Genomic DNA, 21,246 nt, shown 5'->3' with positions numbered 1-21,246 from the left:
TAGGTGACAGTCGGCCCGCAGGCCGTTTGCCGCGTCGGCCGATGTCCCGCCCGGAGGTATCCATGTTGTTCATGCGCAAGACCACCGCGTTGCCGAGTGCCGCCGAGGCGCTGCCGGGCCGCGCGACGCCGATTCCGACTGCGACCACGCATTTCGTCAATGGCAGCAAACTGACGCCGCCTTATCCGCAAGGCCTCGAGCAGGCGGTGTTCGGGCTCGGCTGCTTCTGGGGCGCGGAGCGCAAGTTCTGGGAGCTCGGCGACGGAATCCATACCACCGCGGTCGGCTATGCCGGCGGCCACACGCCGAACCCGACCTATGAGGAAGTCTGTTCGGGGCGCACCGGCCACACCGAAGTGGTGCTGGTCGTGTTCGACCCGAAGAAGATCTCCTATGAGAAGCTGCTGAAGACGTTCTGGGAGAACCACAACCCGACGCAGGGCATGCGCCAGGGCAACGATATCGGCACGCAATATCGCTCCGCGATCTACACGTTCGGCGATGCGCAGCGCAGAGCCGCCGAGCAGTCGCAGGCGATGTATCAGAAGGCGCTTGCCGCCAAGGGGCTCGGTGCGATCACCACCGAGATCGCCCCCGCGGGCGAATTCTACTTCGCCGAGGACTACCACCAGCAGTACCTTGCCAAGAATCCGGCAGGCTATTGCGGGCTCGGCGGCACCGGCGTGTCGTGCCCGATCGGCGTCGGCGTCACCGCCGCCTGATCTTGCAGTTCGATGGGAAGCCGGGTTTTCCGGCTTCCCCACCGATCCTCGAAAACCCTTTATTAACCATAAGTGGTGCAAGACTGGGCCTGTCTCGTAGTTGAGGGATAGGTCCGGTGCCGGTTGCACGCGCGTTACGATTGCCGATCACTGCCGTTGTGGCTGCGCTCGCGCTGTCTGGCTGCATGAGCACGTCCGGTCCCGTTGCCGTCGGCCCGCAAGGCGTCGATGCCGTCACCTACGGCCCGGCCTACGCGCCCGCTCCGGTTGCTGACGGAGGCGGCGGTGCAATCAGCGCATTGCGATCCGCCTTCGCCAGCGCTTCTCCCGGTTATGGCTATGCCGCCCCGGTCGTTTACGCCGCCGCCCCGGGTGGGCCCGCTGGCTACGACAATTCCTATCATCTCGGCCCGGGCGACAAGCTCCGCGTCGTGGTCTACGGCCAGGAAGGCCTCACCAACTCCTATGCGATCGACGCCGCCGGCGCGATCACCATGCCGCTGATCGGCTCGGTGCCGGCGCGCGGCCGCACACCGGCCGGCCTCGCCGGCGAGATCTCGGCGCGGCTGCGCAACGGCTTCATCCGCGAGCCTTCGGTGGCGGTCGAGATCGAGTCGTATCGTCCGTTCTTCATTCTCGGCGAGGTCCAGGCTCCGGGCCAATATCCCTATGTGCCGAACATGACCGTCGAAAGCGCGGTCGCGATCGCCGGCGGCTTCTCGCCCCGCGCCCGCCGCGACAGCGTGACGTTGACGCATACCGACGCGTCCGGCGCCGGCCGCTTCGTGGTGCCGCTGGGCACGCCGATGAGCCCGGGCGATACGGTGTTCGTTGGCGAGCGCTGGTTTTAGTGGACTCTCTCCGCCGTCATTCCGGGATGCGCCGCAAGGCGCAGGCCCGGAATCCATTTCACCACAAATGATGCCGGCAGATGGATTCCGGGCTCGCGCTTTCGCGCGTCCCGGAATGACGAGTTGGGAAAAAGCGGCGCCCTATTTCCGCAAATGCTTCGCGAAAAACTCCATGCTGCGCGGCCAGGCGATGTCGGCGCTGGCCTTGTCGTAGCTGGCGCGCTCGTCGCAATGGAAGCCGTGCTGCGCACCGGGATAGATGAAGACCTCGACCTCGGGCCGTTTCGACTTGATGGTCTCGACGTCGCTCAAGGGAATGCCGGCATCCTTCTCGCCGAAGTGCAGTTGGGTCGGCACCGTCGGCTTGTCGTCGGCGAAGCGGATGATGGCGCCGCCATAATAGCCGATCGCGGCCGACAGGCCGGTCAGCTTGGTGGCGGCCGCATAGGCGATGCTGCCGCCGAGGCAGAAGCCGATGATGCCGACAGGTCCGACCGACTTCACCGCGTCGATCGCCGCCTGGCTGTCGCGCAGCATCGCGGGAAAGTCCGGACTGGCGACGAACTTGCGCGCCTCGGCGACCTCGTCGGGTGAATAGCCGCTCTGGAAGTTCGGCGTGATGCGGTCGAAGATCGAGGGCGCAACCGCGACATAGCCTTCTTTCGCCAGCCGGTCGCAGACCGAGCGGATGTGGTGGTTGACGCCGAAGATCTCCTGGATCACGACGACGGCGCCCTTCGGCGCGCTGGTGGGATCGGCGCGATAGGCGCCGAGTTCAAATCCGTCGGAGGCCTTCAGCTTGATGTCTTGTCCCATGGTCCGTCCTTGTCATGTTGGGGGTTGCATGAAGTTCTTTGACGAGGGTTAGCGCCACATCCAGTTCTCGCCCCAGTCGGCCTTCCAGCCAGTCAGCCGGTGCTTGCGGAACTGGAGAAAGAGGCGGTCGTGATGCGGGAACAGCCCGCTGCCGCCGATGTCGCGGAAGGTGAGGAAGATCTCGTTGCCGGGCCGGCCGCTGACATACGTCAAGGGTGTGCCGAGCGCGCGCTGCGCGTCCTCTTTGCCCATGCCGAACACCAGCGGCGTGCTGTTCGACAGCGTCGCGGTGAAGGTCGACGGGGCTGTCACGAACGGCAGCTTCTGCGCGTTCGCCTCTGTCGCAGCGGCAGTCAGCAGCAGTGCGACGGCGATCGTCTTCATGGCGTGTCCCTGATCGTTACTTGCACTCGATCCCTTACTTGGCCTCAAGGCCGTCCAGGAATGGCAACACAGCGGCAATGAAGGCCTGCGGCTGGTCGATGTTGACGGCGTGGCCGGCGTTCGGGATCACCGCCTTCTGCGCGCCCGGGATCTTCGCTGCCATGTAGTCGGACGCCGCCAGGAACAGTGTGTCGTCGGCGCCGACCACAACCAGCGCGGGCACCTTGATTCCCGGCAGTGACTGGATCACCCGCGCATCGCGCTGCGCCAGCATGCCGCGCGCGGCGAGCGCGAGGCCCCTGGCGTTGCGATGCGAGACTGAGGCGCGCTCGGCGCTCAGCGATTTCAGCACGTCGAGCCCTTCGCGGTCGAACCGGTCGCCGGTGTCGCGGGCTCGCTGGTTCCAGACCTCGCGGGCGTCGTCCTTCTTGAAGCCGGGGCCGGTGTCGATGATCAGGAGCGCGCGCACCCGCTCCGGATGGGCGCGATGGAAGGCCAGCGACATGTAGCCGCCGAGCGACAATCCGCCGACGATCGCCTGGTCGGCGCCGGCGGCATCAAGCAGGGCGGCGATGTCGCCCACGGTCAGGGCCTCACCATAAGCATCCGGATCGTCGGGATAGTCGGACTGGCCGTGCCCGCGCATGTCCCAGAGAATGAGCTTGTGCCGCTTCGACAGTGCCTCGATCTGGCCCTGCCACATCGCCGTGGTCGACGAATAGCCGTGGGTGAGAATCAAGGGCGGGCCCTCGCCGTGAATCTCATAATAGATGTCGACGCCGCTACGGTTGAGCTTGGCCATTGACGGGCTCCTTCTGTTGTCGACCTCAGGTCCGGCGAATACCGACCTTGGTAGGAGTGATCGATACGGCATCAATACTGGCATTTCAAAAGCTTCATGCCGTTGCCGCATTGCACAACAAGCAGTTTCCGAAATTTATTCTTTTCGAGCAATTCCAAATTGGATTGCCTCCAGCCGGGAACCGGATCATTGTTTCGGCAACTGTCGCTTACCCGGTGGGCGCCAGCCATGACCCAACAGTGAGTTGCCGCCGTAAGCGGCTTCCGACACCGGAAGGGGAGAGAGATGCCAAATCTCAATATCAACGGACGGAGTATGTCCGTCGAGGCGGCCAATGACACGCCGCTGCTTTGGGTCATCCGCGAGCAATTGCAGATGACGGGCACCAAATTCGGTTGCGGCGCCGGTCTCTGTGGCGCCTGCACGGTTCACGTCAACGGCGAAGCGGTGCGGTCCTGCCAGACCTCGGTCGCCGACGCCGTCGGCAAGAAGATCACCACCATCGAAGGCCTGTCGCCCAAGGGCGATCATCCCTTGCAGAAGGCCTGGGTCGCCGAGCAGGTGCCGCAATGCGGCTACTGCCAGTCCGGCCAGATCATGCAGGCGGCCGCGCTGCTGTCGAAGAACACCAATCCGACCAAGGAAGAAGTGGTCGCGCATATGGACGGCAATCTCTGCCGCTGCATGACCTATTCACGAATCCAGAAGGCGATCATGCGCGCTGCGTCCGACATGCGCACCGCATCGGCCACCGGATCCGAGCGGAGGGCCACATGAACAAGCACGTGAAGAACCTCGCTCCCGAGACGACCGATCTCAGCCGCCGTTCCTTCCTGGTCGGTACCGCTGCGACCGGTCTCGTGCTCGGCTACGCCGCGTCCGGCATCGACCAGGCGCTCGCGGCGCCCGCACCCGCCAATTTCGAGCCGAGCGTCTGGTATGCGATCGCGCCCGATGGTGTCGTCACCGTGACCTGCGGCAAGGCCGATATGGGCCAGCACGTCGCCTCGACCATGGCGCAGATCGTCGCCGAAGAGCTCGGCGCGAACTGGAAGGACATGCGGGTCCAGCTCGCCTCCAACGATCCGAAGTACAACGATCCCGTGCTCGGCGCGCAGATCACCGGCGGCAGCTGGTCGACGATGATGAATTTCGACGCAATGAGCCGCGCCGGCGCCGCCGGCCGGATCGCATTGACCGAGGCGGCGGCCGCCTCGATGGGCGTGCCGGCCAGCGAGCTGGTGGTGCGCGCGTCGACGATCAGCCATCCGAAGTCGAAGAAGTCGATGTCGTTCGCCGAAATCGTGAAGAGCGGCAAGGCGACCAAGACCTTCACGGCTGACGATCTGAAGGCGATCAAGCTGAAGACGCCGGATCAGTACACAATGATCGGTGTCTCGGTGCCGCAGCTCGACATCCCGTTCAAGGTCAACGGCACGGCGAAATACGGCATCGACACGATGCTGCCGGGCATGGTCTACGGCGCGCTGGTTACCCCGCCGGTGCGCTACGGCGCCACCGTGAAGTCGGTCGACGACAGCGCGGCCAAGAAGGTGCCGGGCTTCATCAAGGCCGTCACCCTCGACGACAAGACCACCACCACGACCGGCTGGGTCGTCGCGGTCGCCAACACCTACGCCAATGCCAAGAAGGCGGCCGAGGCGCTGAAGATCAGCTATGACGGCGGTCCGAACGCCAAGCTGTCGAGCGAGTCGCTGCTCGCCGAGGCCAAGCGGCTTCAGGGATTGAGCGATTCCGGCCAGTTCTTCGTCAAGGACGGCGATCCGGATGCGGCCTACGGCTCGGCGGCCAAGGTGCTGGAGGCGGAGTACACCACCAACATCAACATCCATGCGCCGATGGAGCCGATGAACGCCACCGCGGAGTTCAAGGGCGACATCCTGCACATCTATTCCGGCAACCAGTTCGCGACGCGCTCCGGTGCGATCGCAGCCGGCGCCGCCGGGATCGATCCGAAGTTCGTGGTGATGCATCAGGCCTGGCTGGGCGGCGGCTTCGGCCGGCGTCTCGACGCCGACATGATGGTGCCCGCGGTGCAGGCGGCGAAGGCCGTCGGCAAGCCGGTCAAGGTCATCTATACGCGCGAGAACGACATGACGATGGATTTCTCGCGTCCGCTGACCTACCAGAAGGTGAAGGCCGGCATGGACGGCGACGGCAAGATCGTCGCGATGAGCCACGACGTGGTCTCGGCCTGGCCGACCGCGCGCTGGGGGATCCCTGATTTCCTCACGCCCTCGGTCGACAAGAAAGGTCCGCTCGATTCCTTCACGGTGAACGGGTCGGACTTCTTCTACACCGTGCCCAATCACTATGTGCGGGCGATCAAGAACGAGATGGCGCACAACGCCACCCCGTCGGGTCAGCTCCGTTCGGTGGCGCCGGGCTGGACGTTCTGGGCGGTCGAAAGCATGATCGACGAGATCGCGCACGCGACCGGCAAGGACCCCGCCCAGCTGCGCATCTCGCTGCTCGACGGCAAGGGCAAGAATGACGGCGGCGCGCAGCGTCTCCGCAACACCTTGCTCGCTGCGATGGGTCTCGCCGGCTACGGCACCAAGCAGCTGCCCAAGGGCGAAGGCATGGGCGTGGCCTGCGTGTCGTCGCAGGAGCGCGCCACGGCGAGCTGGACCGCCTGCGTCGCCCATGTTGCCGTCGCCCCGTCGGGCGAGGTGACGGTGAAGAAGCTGACGGTTGCGACCGACGTTGGAACGCAGGTGAATCCCGACGGCATCCGGGCCCAGGTCGAGGGCGCGGCGCTGTGGGGCATGTCACTGGCGCTGTTCGAGAAGGCGACGTTGAAGGACGGCGGCATCGAGCAGACCAACTTCGACAGCTACACGCCGCTTCGGATGAGCCAGCTGCCGGAAGTCGCGGTCAACGTGATCGCTAATGGCGAGAAGGCGACCGGCGTCGGCGAGCCCGCCGTGACGGTGGTGGCGCCGGCGATCGGCAACGCCGTGTTCAACGCGGTCGGTGCCCGCGTCCGCGGCCTACCGATCACCGCGGAAGCGGTCAAGGCGGCGATGAAGGCGTAATGGCCTGAACCAATGCAGACGCCGGAGAGCTTGACCGCTCTCCGGCGTTTTCTTTGCGACGCGCATGGGCGAAGCCGCAAGAATTCACGAGTCGCCGCCGACGCGGCCGGCTCGACCATTTCCGGCCGGCCTGATTTTGCAGGCGGATTCCACAATCGTTCAAATTGCGCCTATTGTGCTTAACCATCGTTCAGCATCCCCATTAAGCCGGAGGGAACGCATCGTCAGGTAGCGTCCCGGCGTCGGTCGTTACCGCGACGGGGATGTCATGACTGCCTTGGCCAATAACCAGACTTCGAAGCGCCGCCTCCTGCTGGCGTCAGATCGAAGCGATCAGAGCAACGAGCTCGCCAGCATCCTGCGCTCGGTGGGCGAGGTCGATACCGTTCCGACATCGGATATTCCCGAGCGGCCGGCCCGCGATCTCTCCGGCATCGTCGTCGACATCAATTTGCGCTCGCCCGAAGCCGTGCAATTGGTCCGCAGCAAGCTGCAGGCCGACGCCTATCGCGAGATGCCGCGGCTGTTCGTGCTGGCGGATGCGCTGCATCACGCCTCGATGCAGGCCTGGGCGCTCGGCGCCACCGACACGATCTCGCGGCCGTTCGATGCGCGCGGCATCCTGCAGCGCATCCGCGCCGCATTTCCCGACGACAGCGGCTATGACGAGACCGACCGCGGCAAGGCGCTCAACCGCGGTGTCGAAGCCGCGCATGGCGTGATGGTCAAGATGTTCGAGCGGATGCGCGCCGGCGAACCGCTCAAGTTCGAGGACATCGTTGCCGCCGAAAACAAGATTCTGAAAGCGATCAAGCACAATTCGCTGCGTGAATGGCTGACCACCGTCGGCTGCCATCATCAGGAGACCTATCGCCATTGCCTGTTCGTGACCGGCTTTGCGGTCGCGTTCGCGCAGCATCTCGGCATGCGCGACGACGACCAGCGCCGGCTCGCCCGCGCCGCGCTGCTGCACGATGTCGGCAAGGCCTTCGTTCCGGTCGCGCTGCTCGACAAGCCCGGCGCGTTGACGGTCGAGGAAATGGCCGAGATGCGCGAGCATCCGCGTCGCGGCTACGAGGCACTGTCAGCGCAGGGCGGCTTCCCGCCGGAAATGCTCGACGTGATCCTGCATCACCACGAATTCCTCGACGGCACCGGTTATCCCAACGGCCTCAGCGGCAACCAGATCAGCGACATCGTCCGTGTCACCACGATCGTCGATGTCTATGCCGCGCTGGTCGAGAAGCGCGCCTACCGGCTGCAGTTCACCCACGCCAAGGCGTTCTCCATGATGGAGGAGATGGGCGGCAAGCTTGACCAGCAATTGCTGCAGGCGTTCCGCCCGGTGGCATTCGGGCATTACTGAGCCTTCGCGGCCTTTGCCGCCATTGCGAGCCAACGGGTCGGCGAACGCGCGCCCGATGACAGGCTCCGCGAAGCAATCCATCGCTCCACGCCCGCGGACCGATGGATTGCTTCGTCGCTTCGCTCCTCGCAATGACGGCTCCGGCGACGGCCTTAGCCAATCAACGCAAGTCCGCGACCTTAACCCCGCCTAGATTCCGGCGATCATCGGCATGACCGATGCTTTGCGCGGGTGAGGACGATCATGGACACGGCAACGACCGGGGATGTCGACATCCCCGCTGACATCGCGGCAACCCTCGTCGATCCCGTCGCCTATGCCGACGACCGCATTCACGCCAGCTATCGCTGGCTGCGCGCCAACAATCCGCTCGGGATCGCCCGGCCGGACAAGTTCGATCCGTTCTGGGTGGTGACCAAGCACGCCCATATCCAGGCGATCAGCCGGCAGAACGACCTGTTCCACAATGCCGACCGGCCGACCACGCTGACCAACCGGGCGCTCGAGGAGCGCGTGCGCAAGATCACCGGCGGACCCAATCTGGTGCGCTCGCTGGTGCAGATGGATGCGCCCGACCATCCGAAATACCGCGCGCTGACCCAGGGCTGGTTCATGCCGGCCAATCTCGGCAAGTTCGAGGGCCGCGTGCGCGAGATCGCGCGCGCCACGGTGCAGCGCATGCTGGACCGCGGCGGCACCTGCGATTTCGTCGAGGACGTCGCGCTGGGCTATCCCCTGCACGTCATCATGGAGATCCTCGGCGTGCCCGAGGCGGACGAGCCGCGCATGCTGAAGCTGACGCAGGAGCTGTTCGGCCCGCAGGATCCGGATACGGCGCGCGTCCGCGATGCGCTCAGTGCCGAGCAGGTCTCCGTGATGCTGCAGGCGATCATCGCCGACTTCTCGGCCTACTTCCGCAAGATCACCGAGGAGCGCCGCCGGAACCCGCGCGACGATCTCGCCACCGTCATCGCCAACGCGAAGATCGGCGGCGACTACATGCCGGAGCACGACCAGACCAGCTATTACATGATCGTTGCCACCGCCGGCCACGACACCACCTCGTCCTCGACCGCGGGCGCGATCTGGGCGCTGGCGCGAGACCCCGCGGAATTCGCCAAGGTGAAGGCCAACCCGGAGCTGATCCCGGGCCTGGTGGACGAAGCGATCCGCTGGATGACGCCGGTCAAGCATTTCATGCGCTCGGCCACATCAGATACCGAGCTCGGCGGCCGCAAGATCGCCAAGGGCGACTGGCTGATGCTGTGCTACGCCTCGGGCAATCGCGACGAGGAGGTGTTCGAGGACCCCGACCGCTTCCGCAGCGACCGCAAGCCCAACCGCCATGTTGCGTTCGGCTATGGCGCGCATCTCTGCCTCGGCCAGTATCTCGCCAAGCTCGAGATGCGCATCCTGTTCGAGGAGCTGCTGCCGCACCTGAAATCGCTCACGCTCGACGGCGAGGTGAAGATGACGCAGGCCTACTTCGTCAGTGGTCCGAAGAAGCTTCCGATTAGGTTTGAGGTGAATTGACCACCTGTCATTCCAGCATCTTCCGCAGCTCAGCCTTCGCGACCTTCTCCAGCGTCGAGCGCGGCATCTCGTCGACGAAGCGGATTTCGCGCGGCACCTTGAAGTCGGCGAGGCCCGAGCGGCAGGCGGTCATGACCTTGTCGTGCAGATCGGCCGGCAGAGCCGCAACGCCGGTTTGCGGGATGATGAAGACGACCGGCACTTCATCCAGCATCGGATGCTTCTTGGCGACGACCGCGGCCTCGCGGACACCAGGTACCACCGCGATCACTTGCTCGATCTCGGAAGCCGCGACGTTCTCGCCGCCGACCTTCAGCATGTCCTTGGAGCGATCGCCAAACTTGATGTAGCCATGCTCCAGCATCGTGACGCGGTCACCGGTGATGAAATAGCCGTGCTCGTCGAAGCTCTCGCGCGTCGCTTTCTCGTTGTGCAGATACTCGGCGAACAGCGACAGGCCGGGAATGCCCTTGATCAGCAGATTGCCGGTCTCGCCGACGCCGGTCGGCGTGCCGTCATCATTGACGATGCGGATTTGGTATTCCGGCGCGGCGCGGCCGATCGACATCGGCGTGTTGGGCTGGTCGACCTCGCCGATGATGCCGTGGGTGATGGTCTCGGTCATGCCCCACCAGCCGATGATCTTGATGCCGAACACGGCAAACGCCGGCGGCGCGTTCACCGCGGTGCCCCAGAGCCGGAACTTGTGGTTCTTCGGCACCTCATGATCGAGCAGCGCCCGCATGCAGAACGGGATCGTCGAAGTCCAGGTCGAGCCGTGCTCGAGCGCGACCGGCCAGAAGCGGCTTGCCGAGAAGCGCGGCTGGATCACGCAGCTGCCGCCGACCCACAGGATCGCCAGCATCGAATAGGCCAGCGCGTTGGTGTGGAACAGCGGCAGATAGGTCTGGTGCACGTCCGTCGCGTGAAGGTCCTGATGTGCGGCGTTGATCTTGGCGCCCCACAGCGCGTTGGCATGGGTCCACAGCACCGCCTTCGGCCGCGACGTGGTGCCGGAGGTGTATTGCACGCTGCACGGGGCGAGCGGATCGGTCGGGCGGCGCGGCCGGTCGGCGCTGTCGCCGAACAGCGCTTCAAAACTGTCGCCTTGCGAAGGCGCCTGCGCCGGCGCTTGGCCGGCGTCGTGCGAGGTCACCGCGATCCAGCGCAGGCTCTTGCAGTTGGTCGCGATCAGTTCGGCATAAGCCGGCTGGGTGATCGCGGCGACCGCGCCGCAATGGCCGGCAAAATATTCGATCTCGGCTGCGGCCGAGCGGGTGTTGGTGGTGACGGCGATGGCGCCGAGCTCGACGCAGGCAAACCACGACATGATCGCCTCGACGCAATTGTCGAGATGGATCAGCACATAATCGCCCTGCCTGATGCCGCGTTTGGCAAGGCCTGCGGCGAGCGCGCCGACGCGCTCATGGAATTCACCGTAACTCCAGTGCCGCGCCGGCGCATCGAACGGCGCCCAGATCAGGAACGGATGATCGCGGCGCACCTCGGCGCGCATTCTCAGTAGCCATGGCACGTCGAGCCCGGCAAACGGTCCGACGATTCCCGGCACCGGCTTTGAACTGGTCATATGTCCTCCCGCAGCCTTGGGCGGCCGCCATTGATCTTGGTTGGGAGCAGTTCTGCCATCGGCGTGCGCCGAGCGCAAACCGGGATTTGCAGAGCAATGTTGCGCCGAAGCGATCCGTTCCGCCGCGCGGAAGAGCTGGGTCTATCGTACGCACCTATGAGCGGGCGCGCATCGCTGCCTCGTAATGATGCTACGTCGCGTCTCGCTCATATGACGAGATCTCGATCAGGCTGCCGTCGGGATCGCGGCAATAGACCGAGCGCAGCGTGCCGCGCGCGCCCTGCCTGGCGACCGGGCCCTCCTCGATGTTGACGCCGTTGGCCTTCAGATGCGCGACCACTTCGTCAGGCGTGCTCGAGGTGAGGAAGCAGAGGTCGTCGCTGCCGGCGGCCGCGTGATCGGCGGTGAACCAATCCACCTTGTCGGCATCGCGCGGCCGCACATTGATCTTCTGGTTGCCGAACACCAGCGAAGTGCGCGGCGTCTTGCCCTTGCCGGGGTCGAACACCTTCACCTCCATACCGAGGATCCTGCTGTACCAGGCGACCGAGCGCACGACATCGCTGACATTGATCACGAGATGGTCGAGCCCATTCACCTTGACGGACATGATCGATCCTCTTCGGTCCAGAGCGTTTTCGAGCGAAGTGGATACCGGTTCGCGTGAAGAAAACGCGTCATGACAGGATTGCAGCTTAGTCTTTCGTCGCGGTCGGCGGCGCACGTGTCGCACTGGCCGCATCTGGCATTGTTTGTTAAAACCGCGCCGCACGCAACGCAACAGAAACGGGCAGGGCACCAAACCCTGCTGGATTGGGAGAAACTTTCATGATTTCACGCCGCACCGCGCTGGGCCTGATCGGGTCGGGAATTTCGACATTCGCGATCGGCCGTGCGTCCGCTGCCGACTATCCGGCGCGGCCGGTGCGCTGGATCGTGGGCTATCCGCCGGGCGGCGCCACCGACATCATCGCGCGGCTGATCGGACAGCGGCTGTCGGAGAAGCTCGGCCAGCAATTCGTGATCGAGAACAAGCCGGGCGCCGGCAACAATATCGGCACCGAGGCTGCGATCAACGCCGAGCCGGACGGCTACACCGTGCTGCTGGTCAATCCGGCGAACTACATCAACGCCTCGCTCTACGCCAATCTGAAGTTCAACTTCGTGCGCGACGTCGCGCCGGTTGCGTCCTTCAACCGCGTCCCGAACGTGATGACCGTCAACAAGGACGTGCCGGCCAAGACCGTTGCCGAGTTCATCGAATATGTGAAGGCCAATCCCGGCAAGGTGAACATGGCCTCGTCCGGCAACGGCACCTCGGTGCATCTGTCCGGCGAGATGTTCATGTCGATGACCGGCTGCAAGATGCAGCACGTGCCGTACCGCGGCGCCGCGCCTGCGATCACCGACATGCTCGGCGGCCAGGTGCAGGTGATCTTCGACAACATGCCCTCGATCATCCAGCACATCCGCTCCGGCTCGCTGCGCGCGCTCGGCGTCACTACCGCGGAGCGGTCCTCGCAGCTGCCCGACGTGCCGGCGATCGCCGAGACCGTGAAGGGCTACGAGGCGAGCGCGCTGTTCGGCATGGGGGCGCCGAAGAACACGCCGAAGGAACTGATCACGAAGCTCAACACCGAGATCAACGCCGTTCTCGCCGAGCCCGACATGCGCAAGCGCCTGGTCGAGCTCGGCGGCGATTCGTTGATCCAGACGCCGGACGCCTTCGGCAACGACATCAAGGCCGAGACCGACAAGTGGAAGAAGGTCGTCGAGTTCGCCGGCCTCAAGGTCGAGTAGGCGTCGCGTGTCGGGAGACGCCTGGTTTCTTGTTGGGCCTTGACGCGGAATAAAATGAGCTTCAGGAACCTTGCCCAAGATGCCGCACGTTGCTTGCTGCGGCATCGAAGGAGTCGGATCATGCGCACATCGCGATTTGCACTGCTGGTTTTGGGGACGATGACGCTTGCCGGTGCGAGCATCAAGCCGGCGTCCGCCGATCCGTATGACTATCCCTGGTGCGCGCAGGGCCCGAGCCTCGGCTATCCCGGCGAATGTGCCTACCAGACCTACCAGCAATGCCAGGCGAGCGTGTCCGGGCGCTATCTCAGCTGCGGCGAGAACCCGCGCTTCCTGTTCCGCGAGCCACCGCCGCCGTCGCCGCGCCGCCACCATCGCCGGCACCGGACCGTCTACCCCGATTAGAATCGGGCTTCACCGCACGGCGCCGGTTGCCGCCGTATCGAAACTGATTCTCGCACTGCGTTCCGCCTAACGCGATCGTGAAGCATTAAGCTTGACGACACGCCGTTTGCGCCTATACTAAACCATATGGTTAAGTATCAGGACGAGACGCTGGACCGCACTTTCGCGGCGCTTTCCGATCCCACCCGCCGCGCGCTGCTGGCGCGGCTCGGCGAGCAGGACGGCCTGTCGGTGAGCGAGCTGGCGCAGCCATTCGCGATGTCGTTGCCGGCGATCATGAAGCATCTCGACGTGCTCACCGATGCCGGCCTCGTGACGCGCGAGAAGACCGGCCGCACCGTGGCGTGCCGGCTCACCGCAAGGCCGATGGAGCAGGCGATGAACTGGCTCAATCGCTATGCGCAATTCTGGTCCGACAATCTCGATCGTCTGGCCGCTTTTGTGGAGGAAGACCCATGGCAGACCAATCGGCAAACCAATCGGAAAAGCGATCCGCAGCCGACGGCGGTCCCGTCGCGCGGCCAAGCCTCACCCTCACGCGGCGGCTCCGCGCGCGGCCGGAAAAAGTCTACGCCGCGTGGACCGAGCCGGAAAACCTAGTGCAGTGGTTCGGCCCCGGGCAGGTCAAGCCCGGCACCACGCAGGCCGAGCTCGATGTCCGCGTCGGCGGACGTTACCGGATCAAGTTCACCGGCTCGAACGGCGAATATCACGAGGTCGGCGGCATCTATCGCGAGGTGGTGCCGAACGAGAGGCTGGTGTTCAGCTGGGCCTGGCATTCGACGCCGGAGCGCGAGTCGGAGGTCACGGTATCGATCAAGCCCGACAGGGGCGGCACCTTGCTCACCTTCCATCACGCGCAGTTCGTCGACGAGACCGCCCGCGACAACCACCAGCGCGGCTGGACCGAATTCCTCGGCAATCTGGAACAATATGTCGGCGCCTGACCGCAAAGGAGTATCTCATGCAACAGCACAAGATCGTCTCGCGCGAAGAATGGATCGCAGCCCGCAAGGCATTGATGGCCGGTGAGAAGCAACTGACCCAGGCCCGCGAGGCGCTGAGCCGGCAGCGCCGCGAACTGCCCTGGGTCAAGGTCGACAAGGACTACGTGTTCGACGGGCCCGACGGCAAGGTGACGCTCGGCGGTCTCTTCAAGGGCCGGCCGCAGCTCGTGGTCCAGCATGTGATGTTCGCGCCGGAGTGGGACGCCGCCTGCAAGAGCTGCTCGTTCTGGGTCGACGGCTTCGAGCGCATGGTCCCGCATCTGGCTGCCCGCGACACCACGATGATCGCGGTCTCGCTCGCGCCGCTCGCCAAGCTCGAGGCGTTCAAGCGGCGGATGGGCTGGACCTTCGACTGGGTGTCGTCGGGCGGCAATGACTTCAACTACGACTACGGCGTGTCGTTCACACAAGGCCAGATCGACGCAGGGAACGCGAAATACAATTACGGAACGAGCCCGCTCTACGGGCCGGAGCTGCCCGGCATCAGCGTGTTCTTCCGCGACGAGACGGGCAGCGTGTTCCACACCTACTCGACCTTCGCGCGCGGTCTCGACATGATGAATGCCGCCTATCACTACCTCGATCTGACGCCGCTCGGCCGCCACGAGGAAGGCTTGCCCTATCCGATGGACTGGGTGCGGCTACGTGACCAGTACCAGCCGGCACCGGTTCAGGCATCCTGCTGTCACTCCTGATCGTCATTGCGAGCGAAGCGAAGCAATCCATCGCGCCGCAAGGGTCCAGATGGCCTGCTTCGTCGCTTCGCTCCTCGCAGTGAGGGGAAACTCTACAGCAGAAAGTCATACGCATGCCTTACGTCGATGGTTTCGTCGTCGCCGTGCCGAAGAAGAAACTCAAGGCCTATGCCAAGCTCTCGAAGATGGCCGGCAAGGTCTGGCGCGAACATGGCGCGCTGGATTATCGCGAGTGGGTCGCCGACGACGTCAAGCCGGGCAAGCTGACCTCGTTTCCGCAGAGCGTGAAGCTGAAGGCCGGCGAAACCGTCGTGTTCGCCTGGATCACCTACAAGTCGCGCGCCCAGCGCGACAGGATCAACGCCAAGGTGATGGCCGATCCCCGCCTGGAATCGATGGGCAAGGGCGACGTGCCGTTCGATCCGAAGCGGATGATCTATGGCGGCTTTGCGAGGCCTCGTGAAGGTGTAAGGCCGCACGCTTTTCGCCGCAATTCGCGCGGTAACCGGCCGTTAAACATCGCGACCGGCCGGCGGCGCGATGCTGCTTGCGTTTACTTGGCGATCCCGTATACTTTGCATTACAAAGTGCGGGCGAAACATGCGCGACCTCGACAAGGCGTTGGCCGATATTCTCGCGATCCGCAGCCAGATTGCGGCCGGAACCGCGTTCCGCGGCTATGGTCCGGCGACGGTTGCCGCCACCAGCGGCATCGCGCTGGTCACGGCGTTCGCGCAATATCTCTGGCTCGACGATCCCACGACGCATCCGATCGCATTCCTCGCGGGCTGGGCCGCAGCCGCGCTGCTGTCGGCCGTGCTGATCTGGATCGAGATGCAGGCGCGCTCGCGGCGGCACCATTCCGGCCTTGCCGACGCGATGGTGCAGCAGGCGATCGGGCAGTTCGTTCCCGCTGTCATCGCCGGCGTGCTGCTCGCGATCCTGCAATGGAAATTCGCGCCGGAGACGCTGTGGATGCTGCCCGGCCTGTGGCAGGTGCTGGTCAGTCTCGGCGTGTTCGCCTCGGTCCGCCTGCTGCCGCGCACGATCGCGCTCGGCGGTGCCTGGTATTTCCTGTCCGGCTTCACGGCGTTGTTGATCGCAAGCCAGAGCCACGCGCTGTCGCCCTGGACCATGGGACTGCCGTTCGCGGTCGGCCAGCTGCTGCTTGCCGCGCTGTTGTATTTCGCTTCCGGAGGCCATGATGCCGAAGACTGAGCTGACCACCGCGCCATTCGCCTATGATGGTCTCGACCGCGTCATCCACGAGAAAGCGCGGCTCGGACTGTTGACCTCGCTGATGGCGCATCCGAAGGGGCTCGCCTTTGCCGATCTCAAGCAGCTCTGCGGCCTGACCGACGGCAATCTCAGCCGGCATTTGCAGGTGCTGCAAGAGGCCGGCCTGGTCGACGTCATCAAGGGTTATGAGGGCAATCGCCCGCACACCAGCTGCCGCCTGACCAAGAGCGGCCGTCGCCGTTTCCTGGATTATCTCGCCGTGCTCGAACAGCTGGTGCGCGACGCAGCCAAGGCCGCCGGCACGGCCGAGAAGGCCGCCGGCAGGGCTGAAAAGGCGGCCGGCAAGGACGGCGGCGCGTCCGGACGTCTCGGCGTCCAGCCGGTTTGATTATTCCATTTTTATCCGGAGACTTTGTGATGCAAAGTAACGTTGCGCTCAAGCCGGAAGCCATCGCGAGGCTCCATGTCGGCATCATCATGGACGGCAACGGCCGCTGGGCGACGCGGCGCGGCCTGTCGCGGCTGCGCGGACATGAAGCGGGCGTCGAAGCGATCCGCCGCATCGTCGAGGCTGCACCGGACCACGGCGTCGGCACGCTGACCCTCTACGCATTCTCCAGCGACAATTGGCGCCGCCCGAAGGCCGAGGTCGCGGCGCTGATGGGACTGCTGCGGTTCTATCTTGCCAACGAGATCGCGGCGCTGGTGCGCAACGGCGTTCGGCTTTCCGTGATCGGCCGCCGCGACCGGCTGCCCGACGGCATCGCGGCCGCGATCGGCCGCGCCGAGGCCGAGACCGCCTCCGGCACCACGCTGCATCTGCGCATCGCGATCGACTATTCGGCGCGCGACGCCATCCTGAATGCCGCCGCGCGCGCGGCCGGCGCAGGCCCGCTGAGCCGCGAGACCTTTGCCGATCTGATCACCGGCGAAGCCGGCCTGCGCGACGTCGATCTGATCATCCGCACCTCCGGCGAAAAGCGGTTGTCGGACTTCCTGCTCTGGGAAGGCGCCTATGCCGAGCTGCACTTCACCGAGCGGATGTGGCCTGAATTCGAAGCCGACGACCTCGCCGACGCACTCGCCTCCTTCCACGGCCGCGAGCGCCGCTTCGGCGGCCTGACTGCGATCGCGCCGGCGGAGGTGCCGAACCTGTAGAGCATGATCGGGAAAAGTGCGAAGCGCTTTTCCGAAAAGAGCATGCTCAAATTCGAATAAAGAGGCTGCGCTGCGCCAAGGGCACCCTGATCGTGATCGGTCACCGCTTCAGGAACCGGACGCGCGTGCAACGTGATCGGGAACCGAGCGCATCGGCACGCCGCCTCCCGTTCCGCGAGCCGCGTTGAACCTCGCAGGCCTGCGCGCGACCTACCTTCGGGACGCTGCTCTGGAGGTCGCAAATGACTGCTTTGGCTCAATCGATCGCACGGGTGTTTCCGGCCAATTCGCTTCGGAGCAGCATCGCCCGGCATGTCCTGCTGTTCGCCTTGGCCGCGCTGTTCGTCGCGGTGCTCAGGGCAAGCTATGGTCTCGATCTCAGCGCGGGCTTTTTCTAGTTTTCCGTCTGCAAGTCATATTGGGTTAACCGGATCGGGTTAGCTAAGCGCGCGCTTTCCTTGCATCTCGAACCCGGGCCGACCTTTCATGGATAAGCCGATGCGCTGCCAGTGCGGCAGGACGCGAACCATTGCGCTCGACAAGCATTTCCGTACCGCGCTGCTGTGCGCCAAATGCGATGAGGTCCAGCCGGCGGTGCCCGCCAGGCCGGAGCCGGCTGCGTCGGCCGCACGATAGCGCGGTCGTTTTCGGCGCCGAAACCCGCTAGGTTCCGTTTGACAAAATGGACCTGAGCAAAGCCGATGCCGCATCCTTCCAATCCACCCGCCGTAACCCTTGCCGACGTGCGCCGCGCCGCCGGCGTGATCCGGGATTCGGTGATGGTCACGGCGTGCAACGAGAGCCGCACGCTGGGCGAGATCTGCGGCTGCCGCCTGTTCCTCAAATTCGAGAATTTGCAGTTCACCGCGACCTTCAAGGAGCGCGGCGCGCTCAACCGGCTGCAGGCGCTGTCGTCGGATGAGCGCAAGCGCGGGGTGATCGCAATGTCCGCCGGCAATCACGCCCAAGGCGTCGCCTACCACGCCAAGCGGCTCGGCATCCCCGCCACCATCGTGATGCCGATCGGCACGCCGATGGTGAAGATCGAGAACACCAGGCGGCACGGCGCCGAGGTCGTCATGACAGGGCAGACGCTGGAAGAATGCTTCGCGTTCGTCGGATCCCATGCCGCCGAGCGAGGCCTGATCCTGATCCACCCCTATGACGATCCCATGATCATTGCAGGCCAGGGCACGATCGGGCTCGAAATGCTCGAGGCGGTGCCGGAGCTCGATATCCTGGTGGTGCCGATCGGCGGCGGCGGGCTGATCTCGGGCATCGCCACGGCCGCGAAGGCGATCAAGCCGTCGGTGCAGATCATCGGCGTGCAGGCCCAGCTCTATCCGTCGATGTACAACGCGGTCAAAGGTGAGCAGCTGCCGATGCGCGGCGATACGCTCGCCGAGGGCATCGCGGTCAAGGCGCCCGGGCAGATCACCACGAAAATCGTTCGTGAGCTCGTCGACGATATCGTGCTGGTCAGCGAGGACCAGATCGAGCGCGCGGTTGCGACCCTGATCTCGATCGAGAAGACGGTGGTCGAGGGCGCCGGCGCTGCCGGCCTTGCCGCAGTGCTCGCGGCGCCCGAGCGGTTTGCCGGCCGCAATGTCGGCCTCGTGCTGACCGGCGGCAATATCGACACCAGGCTGATCGCCTCGGTGCTGACCCGCGAGCTCGCGCGCGAGGGACGGCTGACCCAACTGGCGCTCGATATCGTCGACCGGCCCGGACAGCTCGCGGCGGTGTCGATCCTGCTCGCGGATGCCGGCGCCAACATCATCGAGGTGTCGCACCAGCGCACCTTCTCGGACCTGCCGGCGAAGGCGACGCTGCTCGAGCTCGTGATCGAAACCCGCGACCGCGCCCATCTGGAGGACGTGCTGACGAGACTCAACGCCGAAGGATTCGCGGTGCGGGAAACGTAGCAGCGTAATCCGCCCTTGAACCGTCATCCTGAGAAGCCGCGCAGCGGCGTCTCGAAGGATGAATCGGCCACCAGCCGGGCCGTGCATCCTTCGAGACGCGCGCAAGGGCGCGCTCCTCAGGATGACGGGTCTTAGGTTTTCCGACTGGGCTTACTCTTCGTCCGTCGCCAGCTCGGCGAGCTTCGCGATCGTGTTGATATTGCGCGCGGTGCCGCGGGCGGCGGCGGGGATCTTCAGCTTCGAGCGGCCCATGCCGCTGCCATAGGCGACATAGATCTCGCGCTTGCCGAGCCGGATCTGCTCGTCCTGCTGGCCCTTGACGTCCTTCAGCGCATCCTTGGGCGGCGGGTCGTCGAGGAAGATCGCGACCGTGAAGTTCGGCGGCGCCTTCGGAAACGGGTTGGCCTTCAGCACCGCGGCGATCTCGTCGGCGCTCCGCACCGCGATGCCGACCGGCTTGCCGGCATAGGCATGCAACCGCTGCTCCAGCGCGGCCTTGACCTTGGCCGCGCCGAGCTTCGAGGAGAACACCACATTGCCGCTGGCGATATAGGTCTGCACGTCGTCGAACCCCGCGTCGACGCACATCGCCTTCAGCTCGGTCATCGGCAGCTTGCCGGTGCCGCCGACATTGACCGCGCGCAGCAGAGCGACGTAACGCGGCATCACGACCTCACGTCAGCAGCAGTGCCATGCCCGGATCGCCCTTCTGCATCGCGCGCTGATAGGCCGGGCGCGCCGCGATGCGGCCGAGATAGGCCCTGATGCTCGGGCAGCGGCCGAGGTCGTAAGGCAGGAAATAGCGCATCGTCGTCAGCGAGAAGCCAATCATGATGTCGGCGGTCGTGAACGTGTCGCCGGCAAGATATTGCACATCGCGCAGCCGCGCCTCGATCAGGTCGAACGAGCGGTCGACCCGCGCCTTGGTCGCCACCAGCATCGGATTGTCGGCCGCGAGGTTGAGCCGGTGCAGGATCATGCTGCGGCCCATCTGCGCCTGCAGCGTGCCGTTGGCGAAGTGAAACCAGTACAGGAACTGGGCGAAATCAGGATGATCCGGCTGCAGCGTCAGCCGTCCATCGCCGTATCTGGCGACGATGTATTCGACGACCGCGCCGGATTCGGCCAGCACCAGCTCGCCGTCGGTGATGACGGGCGCGGCACCGGCCGGGTGCAGCGCCTTGTAGTCGGCCGGCGCCAGCATCGTGATGGGATCGCGTGTGGTGCACTTCAGCTCGTAGGGGATCGCAAGCTCCTCGCACAGCCAGACGATCCGCTCCGATTGCGATTTGCCGAGATGGTGAACGGTGAGCATGCGGGGCTGCCTCTCAGGCGTCCTATTTCTTCTTCGCCGGCTTGTTCTCGGATTGCTTGTCGGGCTTCGGCTCGGATTTCTTCTGGGGATCCTTTGCCGGCGGCGGCTCTTCCATCGCCTTCTTCATGGCGCGGGCATAGGCGTCGGCGGCATTCTCCGCCGAATTCTGCAACCGCTTGGCGGTCGCGGTGGCGTTCAGGATGGTGCTCTTGGCGAGGTGGCGGAAGCGTGCCTTGGTGTCCTTGTCCGTGGCCTTGGCGGCGCGTGCGACCCAGACGGCCTGGCGCTTCCTGGCGGCCGCCATCACGGCCTTGGTCTGCGCTCTTGCGGTTTGCCGGATGACGGCGTCGAGGTCGGCTTCGGCCATTCAGATACACTCATTATGACGGGACATGCGCCGGCTGGCGCAGGGAGGGGAGCTATCACTAGCGCAACCCGTGCGATTTGAACATGCGATCCTTTTGCGATCGCCCCGAGAGCCGGCATTATCGGTCGGGCCCCCCTCGCTGGGTGGACCGGCGGATGCTTGCGCGATCTATCGGGCATGCGCTTCAGCATGATATAGCAGCGCGGACCGGCCG

Annotated in this window: 24 protein-coding genes and 1 pseudogene; 17 read left to right on the top strand and 8 right to left on the bottom strand. The window is 65.0% G+C overall.

Annotated features, from left to right (window positions below; all coding sequences use genetic code 11):
* The first annotated feature begins 62 nt into the window (after window positions 1-62).
* Both msrA and ACVINW_RS09915 read left to right on the top strand, forming a co-directional pair.
* Window positions 63-722, top strand: a complete 660-nt coding sequence (gene msrA / locus ACVINW_RS09920) for a peptide-methionine (S)-S-oxide reductase MsrA (RefSeq protein WP_456751125.1) — start codon at window positions 63-65, stop codon at window positions 720-722.
* A gap of 116 nt (window positions 723-838) precedes the next feature.
* Window positions 839-1,573, top strand: coding sequence for a polysaccharide biosynthesis/export family protein (locus ACVINW_RS09915; RefSeq protein ID WP_456751124.1), 735 nt, complete (start codon window positions 839-841; stop codon window positions 1,571-1,573).
* A gap of 141 nt (window positions 1,574-1,714) precedes the next feature.
* Here the strand turns inward: ACVINW_RS09915 and ACVINW_RS09910 are convergent, their stop codons facing one another.
* Genes ACVINW_RS09910 through ACVINW_RS09900 form a run of 3 tightly spaced genes read right to left on the bottom strand, consistent with a single transcriptional unit; the run spans window position 1,715 to window position 3,575 of the window.
* Window positions 1,715-2,389: a dienelactone hydrolase family protein gene (locus ACVINW_RS09910; RefSeq protein WP_456751123.1), complete on the bottom strand. Its 675-nt coding sequence runs from the start codon at window positions 2,387-2,389 to the stop codon at window positions 1,715-1,717.
* A gap of 48 nt (window positions 2,390-2,437) precedes the next feature.
* Window positions 2,438-2,773, bottom strand: coding sequence for a hypothetical protein (locus ACVINW_RS09905; protein ID WP_456751122.1), 336 nt, complete (start codon window positions 2,771-2,773; stop codon window positions 2,438-2,440).
* 34 nt (window positions 2,774-2,807) lie between these two features.
* Window positions 2,808-3,575 (bottom strand): alpha/beta fold hydrolase, encoded by a 768-nt coding sequence (locus ACVINW_RS09900; protein ID WP_456751121.1) that lies wholly within the window; start codon window positions 3,573-3,575, stop codon window positions 2,808-2,810.
* A gap of 285 nt (window positions 3,576-3,860) precedes the next feature.
* Here ACVINW_RS09900 and ACVINW_RS09895 point away from each other — a divergent pair, with 285 nt between their 5' ends.
* The 4 genes from ACVINW_RS09895 (at window position 3,861) to ACVINW_RS09880 (ending at window position 9,533) form a co-directional block, all read left to right on the top strand.
* Window positions 3,861-4,352: a (2Fe-2S)-binding protein gene (locus tag ACVINW_RS09895; RefSeq protein WP_456751120.1), complete on the top strand. Its 492-nt coding sequence runs from the start codon at window positions 3,861-3,863 to the stop codon at window positions 4,350-4,352.
* Window positions 4,349-6,634 carry a molybdopterin cofactor-binding domain-containing protein gene (locus tag ACVINW_RS09890; RefSeq protein WP_456751119.1) on the top strand — a complete coding sequence of 762 codons (2,286 nt, stop codon included), beginning with the start codon at window positions 4,349-4,351 and terminating at the stop codon, window positions 6,632-6,634. The genes ACVINW_RS09895 and ACVINW_RS09890 overlap by 4 nt, the downstream gene beginning before the upstream one ends.
* A gap of 268 nt (window positions 6,635-6,902) precedes the next feature.
* Window positions 6,903-8,000: an HD-GYP domain-containing protein gene (locus ACVINW_RS09885; RefSeq protein WP_456751118.1), complete on the top strand. Its 1,098-nt coding sequence runs from the start codon at window positions 6,903-6,905 to the stop codon at window positions 7,998-8,000.
* A 243-nt stretch (window positions 8,001-8,243) separates the two neighbouring features.
* Window positions 8,244-9,533, top strand: coding sequence for a cytochrome P450 (locus ACVINW_RS09880; protein WP_456751117.1), 1,290 nt, complete (start codon window positions 8,244-8,246; stop codon window positions 9,531-9,533).
* A 7-nt stretch (window positions 9,534-9,540) separates the two neighbouring features.
* Here ACVINW_RS09880 and ACVINW_RS09875 read toward each other — a convergent pair whose 3' ends face one another.
* Together ACVINW_RS09875 and ACVINW_RS09870 are read right to left on the bottom strand one after the other, a co-directional pair.
* Complete coding sequence (locus ACVINW_RS09875) at window positions 9,541-11,121, bottom strand: AMP-binding protein (protein ID WP_456751116.1); 1,581 nt, start codon at window positions 11,119-11,121, stop codon at window positions 9,541-9,543.
* 190 nt (window positions 11,122-11,311) lie between these two features.
* Window positions 11,312-11,731 (bottom strand): VOC family protein, encoded by a 420-nt coding sequence (locus ACVINW_RS09870; RefSeq protein ID WP_456751115.1) that lies wholly within the window; start codon window positions 11,729-11,731, stop codon window positions 11,312-11,314.
* A 218-nt stretch (window positions 11,732-11,949) separates the two neighbouring features.
* Between ACVINW_RS09870 and ACVINW_RS09865 the strand changes: the two genes are divergently transcribed.
* The 11 genes and pseudogenes from ACVINW_RS09865 to ACVINW_RS09815 all read left to right on the top strand — a co-directional run bounded on the left by ACVINW_RS09865 (window position 11,950) and on the right by ACVINW_RS09815 (window position 19,350).
* On the top strand, window positions 11,950-12,921 hold the full coding sequence (locus ACVINW_RS09865) for a Bug family tripartite tricarboxylate transporter substrate binding protein (protein WP_456751114.1): 972 nt from the start codon (window positions 11,950-11,952) through the stop codon (window positions 12,919-12,921).
* 120 nt (window positions 12,922-13,041) lie between these two features.
* A complete protein-coding gene (locus ACVINW_RS09860; RefSeq protein ID WP_456751113.1) occupies window positions 13,042-13,326 on the top strand; it encodes a DUF3551 domain-containing protein in 285 nt (94 codons plus the stop codon).
* Window positions 13,327-13,452: 126 nt separating this feature from the next.
* Window positions 13,453-13,926, top strand: coding sequence for an ArsR/SmtB family transcription factor (locus tag ACVINW_RS09855; RefSeq protein ID WP_456751112.1), 474 nt, complete (start codon window positions 13,453-13,455; stop codon window positions 13,924-13,926).
* Window positions 13,926-14,273: an SRPBCC family protein gene (locus tag ACVINW_RS09850; protein ID WP_456751111.1), complete on the top strand. Its 348-nt coding sequence runs from the start codon at window positions 13,926-13,928 to the stop codon at window positions 14,271-14,273. Before ACVINW_RS09855 ends, ACVINW_RS09850 begins: the two co-directional genes overlap by 1 nt.
* 17 nt (window positions 14,274-14,290) lie before the next feature.
* Window positions 14,291-15,028, top strand: coding sequence for a DUF899 domain-containing protein (locus ACVINW_RS09845; RefSeq protein ID WP_456751110.1), 738 nt, complete (start codon window positions 14,291-14,293; stop codon window positions 15,026-15,028).
* 113 nt (window positions 15,029-15,141) lie between these two features.
* Window positions 15,142-15,477: pseudogene (locus ACVINW_RS09840) on the top strand (DUF1428 domain-containing protein); the annotation flags it as partial.
* A gap of 151 nt (window positions 15,478-15,628) precedes the next feature.
* Window positions 15,629-16,246: a hypothetical protein gene (locus ACVINW_RS09835; RefSeq protein ID WP_456751109.1), complete on the top strand. Its 618-nt coding sequence runs from the start codon at window positions 15,629-15,631 to the stop codon at window positions 16,244-16,246.
* Window positions 16,233-16,655: a transcriptional regulator gene (locus ACVINW_RS09830; RefSeq protein ID WP_456751108.1), complete on the top strand. Its 423-nt coding sequence runs from the start codon at window positions 16,233-16,235 to the stop codon at window positions 16,653-16,655. Before ACVINW_RS09835 ends, ACVINW_RS09830 begins: the two co-directional genes overlap by 14 nt.
* A gap of 29 nt (window positions 16,656-16,684) precedes the next feature.
* The gene (locus tag ACVINW_RS09825; RefSeq protein ID WP_456751107.1) at window positions 16,685-17,425 is read left to right on the top strand and encodes a di-trans,poly-cis-decaprenylcistransferase; all 741 of its coding nucleotides are present in this window, start codon (window positions 16,685-16,687) and stop codon (window positions 17,423-17,425) included.
* Between the two features lie 242 nt (window positions 17,426-17,667).
* On the top strand, window positions 17,668-17,823 hold the full coding sequence (locus ACVINW_RS09820) for a response regulator (protein ID WP_456751106.1): 156 nt from the start codon (window positions 17,668-17,670) through the stop codon (window positions 17,821-17,823).
* A 303-nt stretch (window positions 17,824-18,126) separates the two neighbouring features.
* Window positions 18,127-19,350 carry a threonine ammonia-lyase gene (locus tag ACVINW_RS09815; protein ID WP_456751105.1) on the top strand — a complete coding sequence of 408 codons (1,224 nt, stop codon included), beginning with the start codon at window positions 18,127-18,129 and terminating at the stop codon, window positions 19,348-19,350.
* A gap of 150 nt (window positions 19,351-19,500) precedes the next feature.
* Here ACVINW_RS09815 and ACVINW_RS09810 read toward each other — a convergent pair whose 3' ends face one another.
* The 3 genes from ACVINW_RS09810 to ACVINW_RS09800 are packed head-to-tail and all read right to left on the bottom strand — an operon-like array spanning window position 19,501 to window position 21,032.
* Window positions 19,501-20,016 carry a DUF1697 domain-containing protein gene (locus tag ACVINW_RS09810; protein ID WP_456751104.1) on the bottom strand — a complete coding sequence of 172 codons (516 nt, stop codon included), beginning with the start codon at window positions 20,014-20,016 and terminating at the stop codon, window positions 19,501-19,503.
* A gap of 7 nt (window positions 20,017-20,023) precedes the next feature.
* Entirely contained in the window at window positions 20,024-20,665 is a 642-nt protein-coding gene (locus ACVINW_RS09805) for a glutathione S-transferase family protein (RefSeq protein ID WP_456751103.1), read from the bottom strand.
* A 22-nt stretch (window positions 20,666-20,687) separates the two neighbouring features.
* Window positions 20,688-21,032, bottom strand: coding sequence for a hypothetical protein (locus ACVINW_RS09800; protein WP_456751102.1), 345 nt, complete (start codon window positions 21,030-21,032; stop codon window positions 20,688-20,690).
* Window positions 21,033-21,246: the final 214 nt, after the last annotated feature.

The sequence above is a fragment of the Bradyrhizobium sp. USDA 4461 genome, from assembly GCF_054055655.1.
Note: the sequence above shows the minus strand (reverse complement) of the source record. Positions and strands in the feature narration are given on the sequence as shown.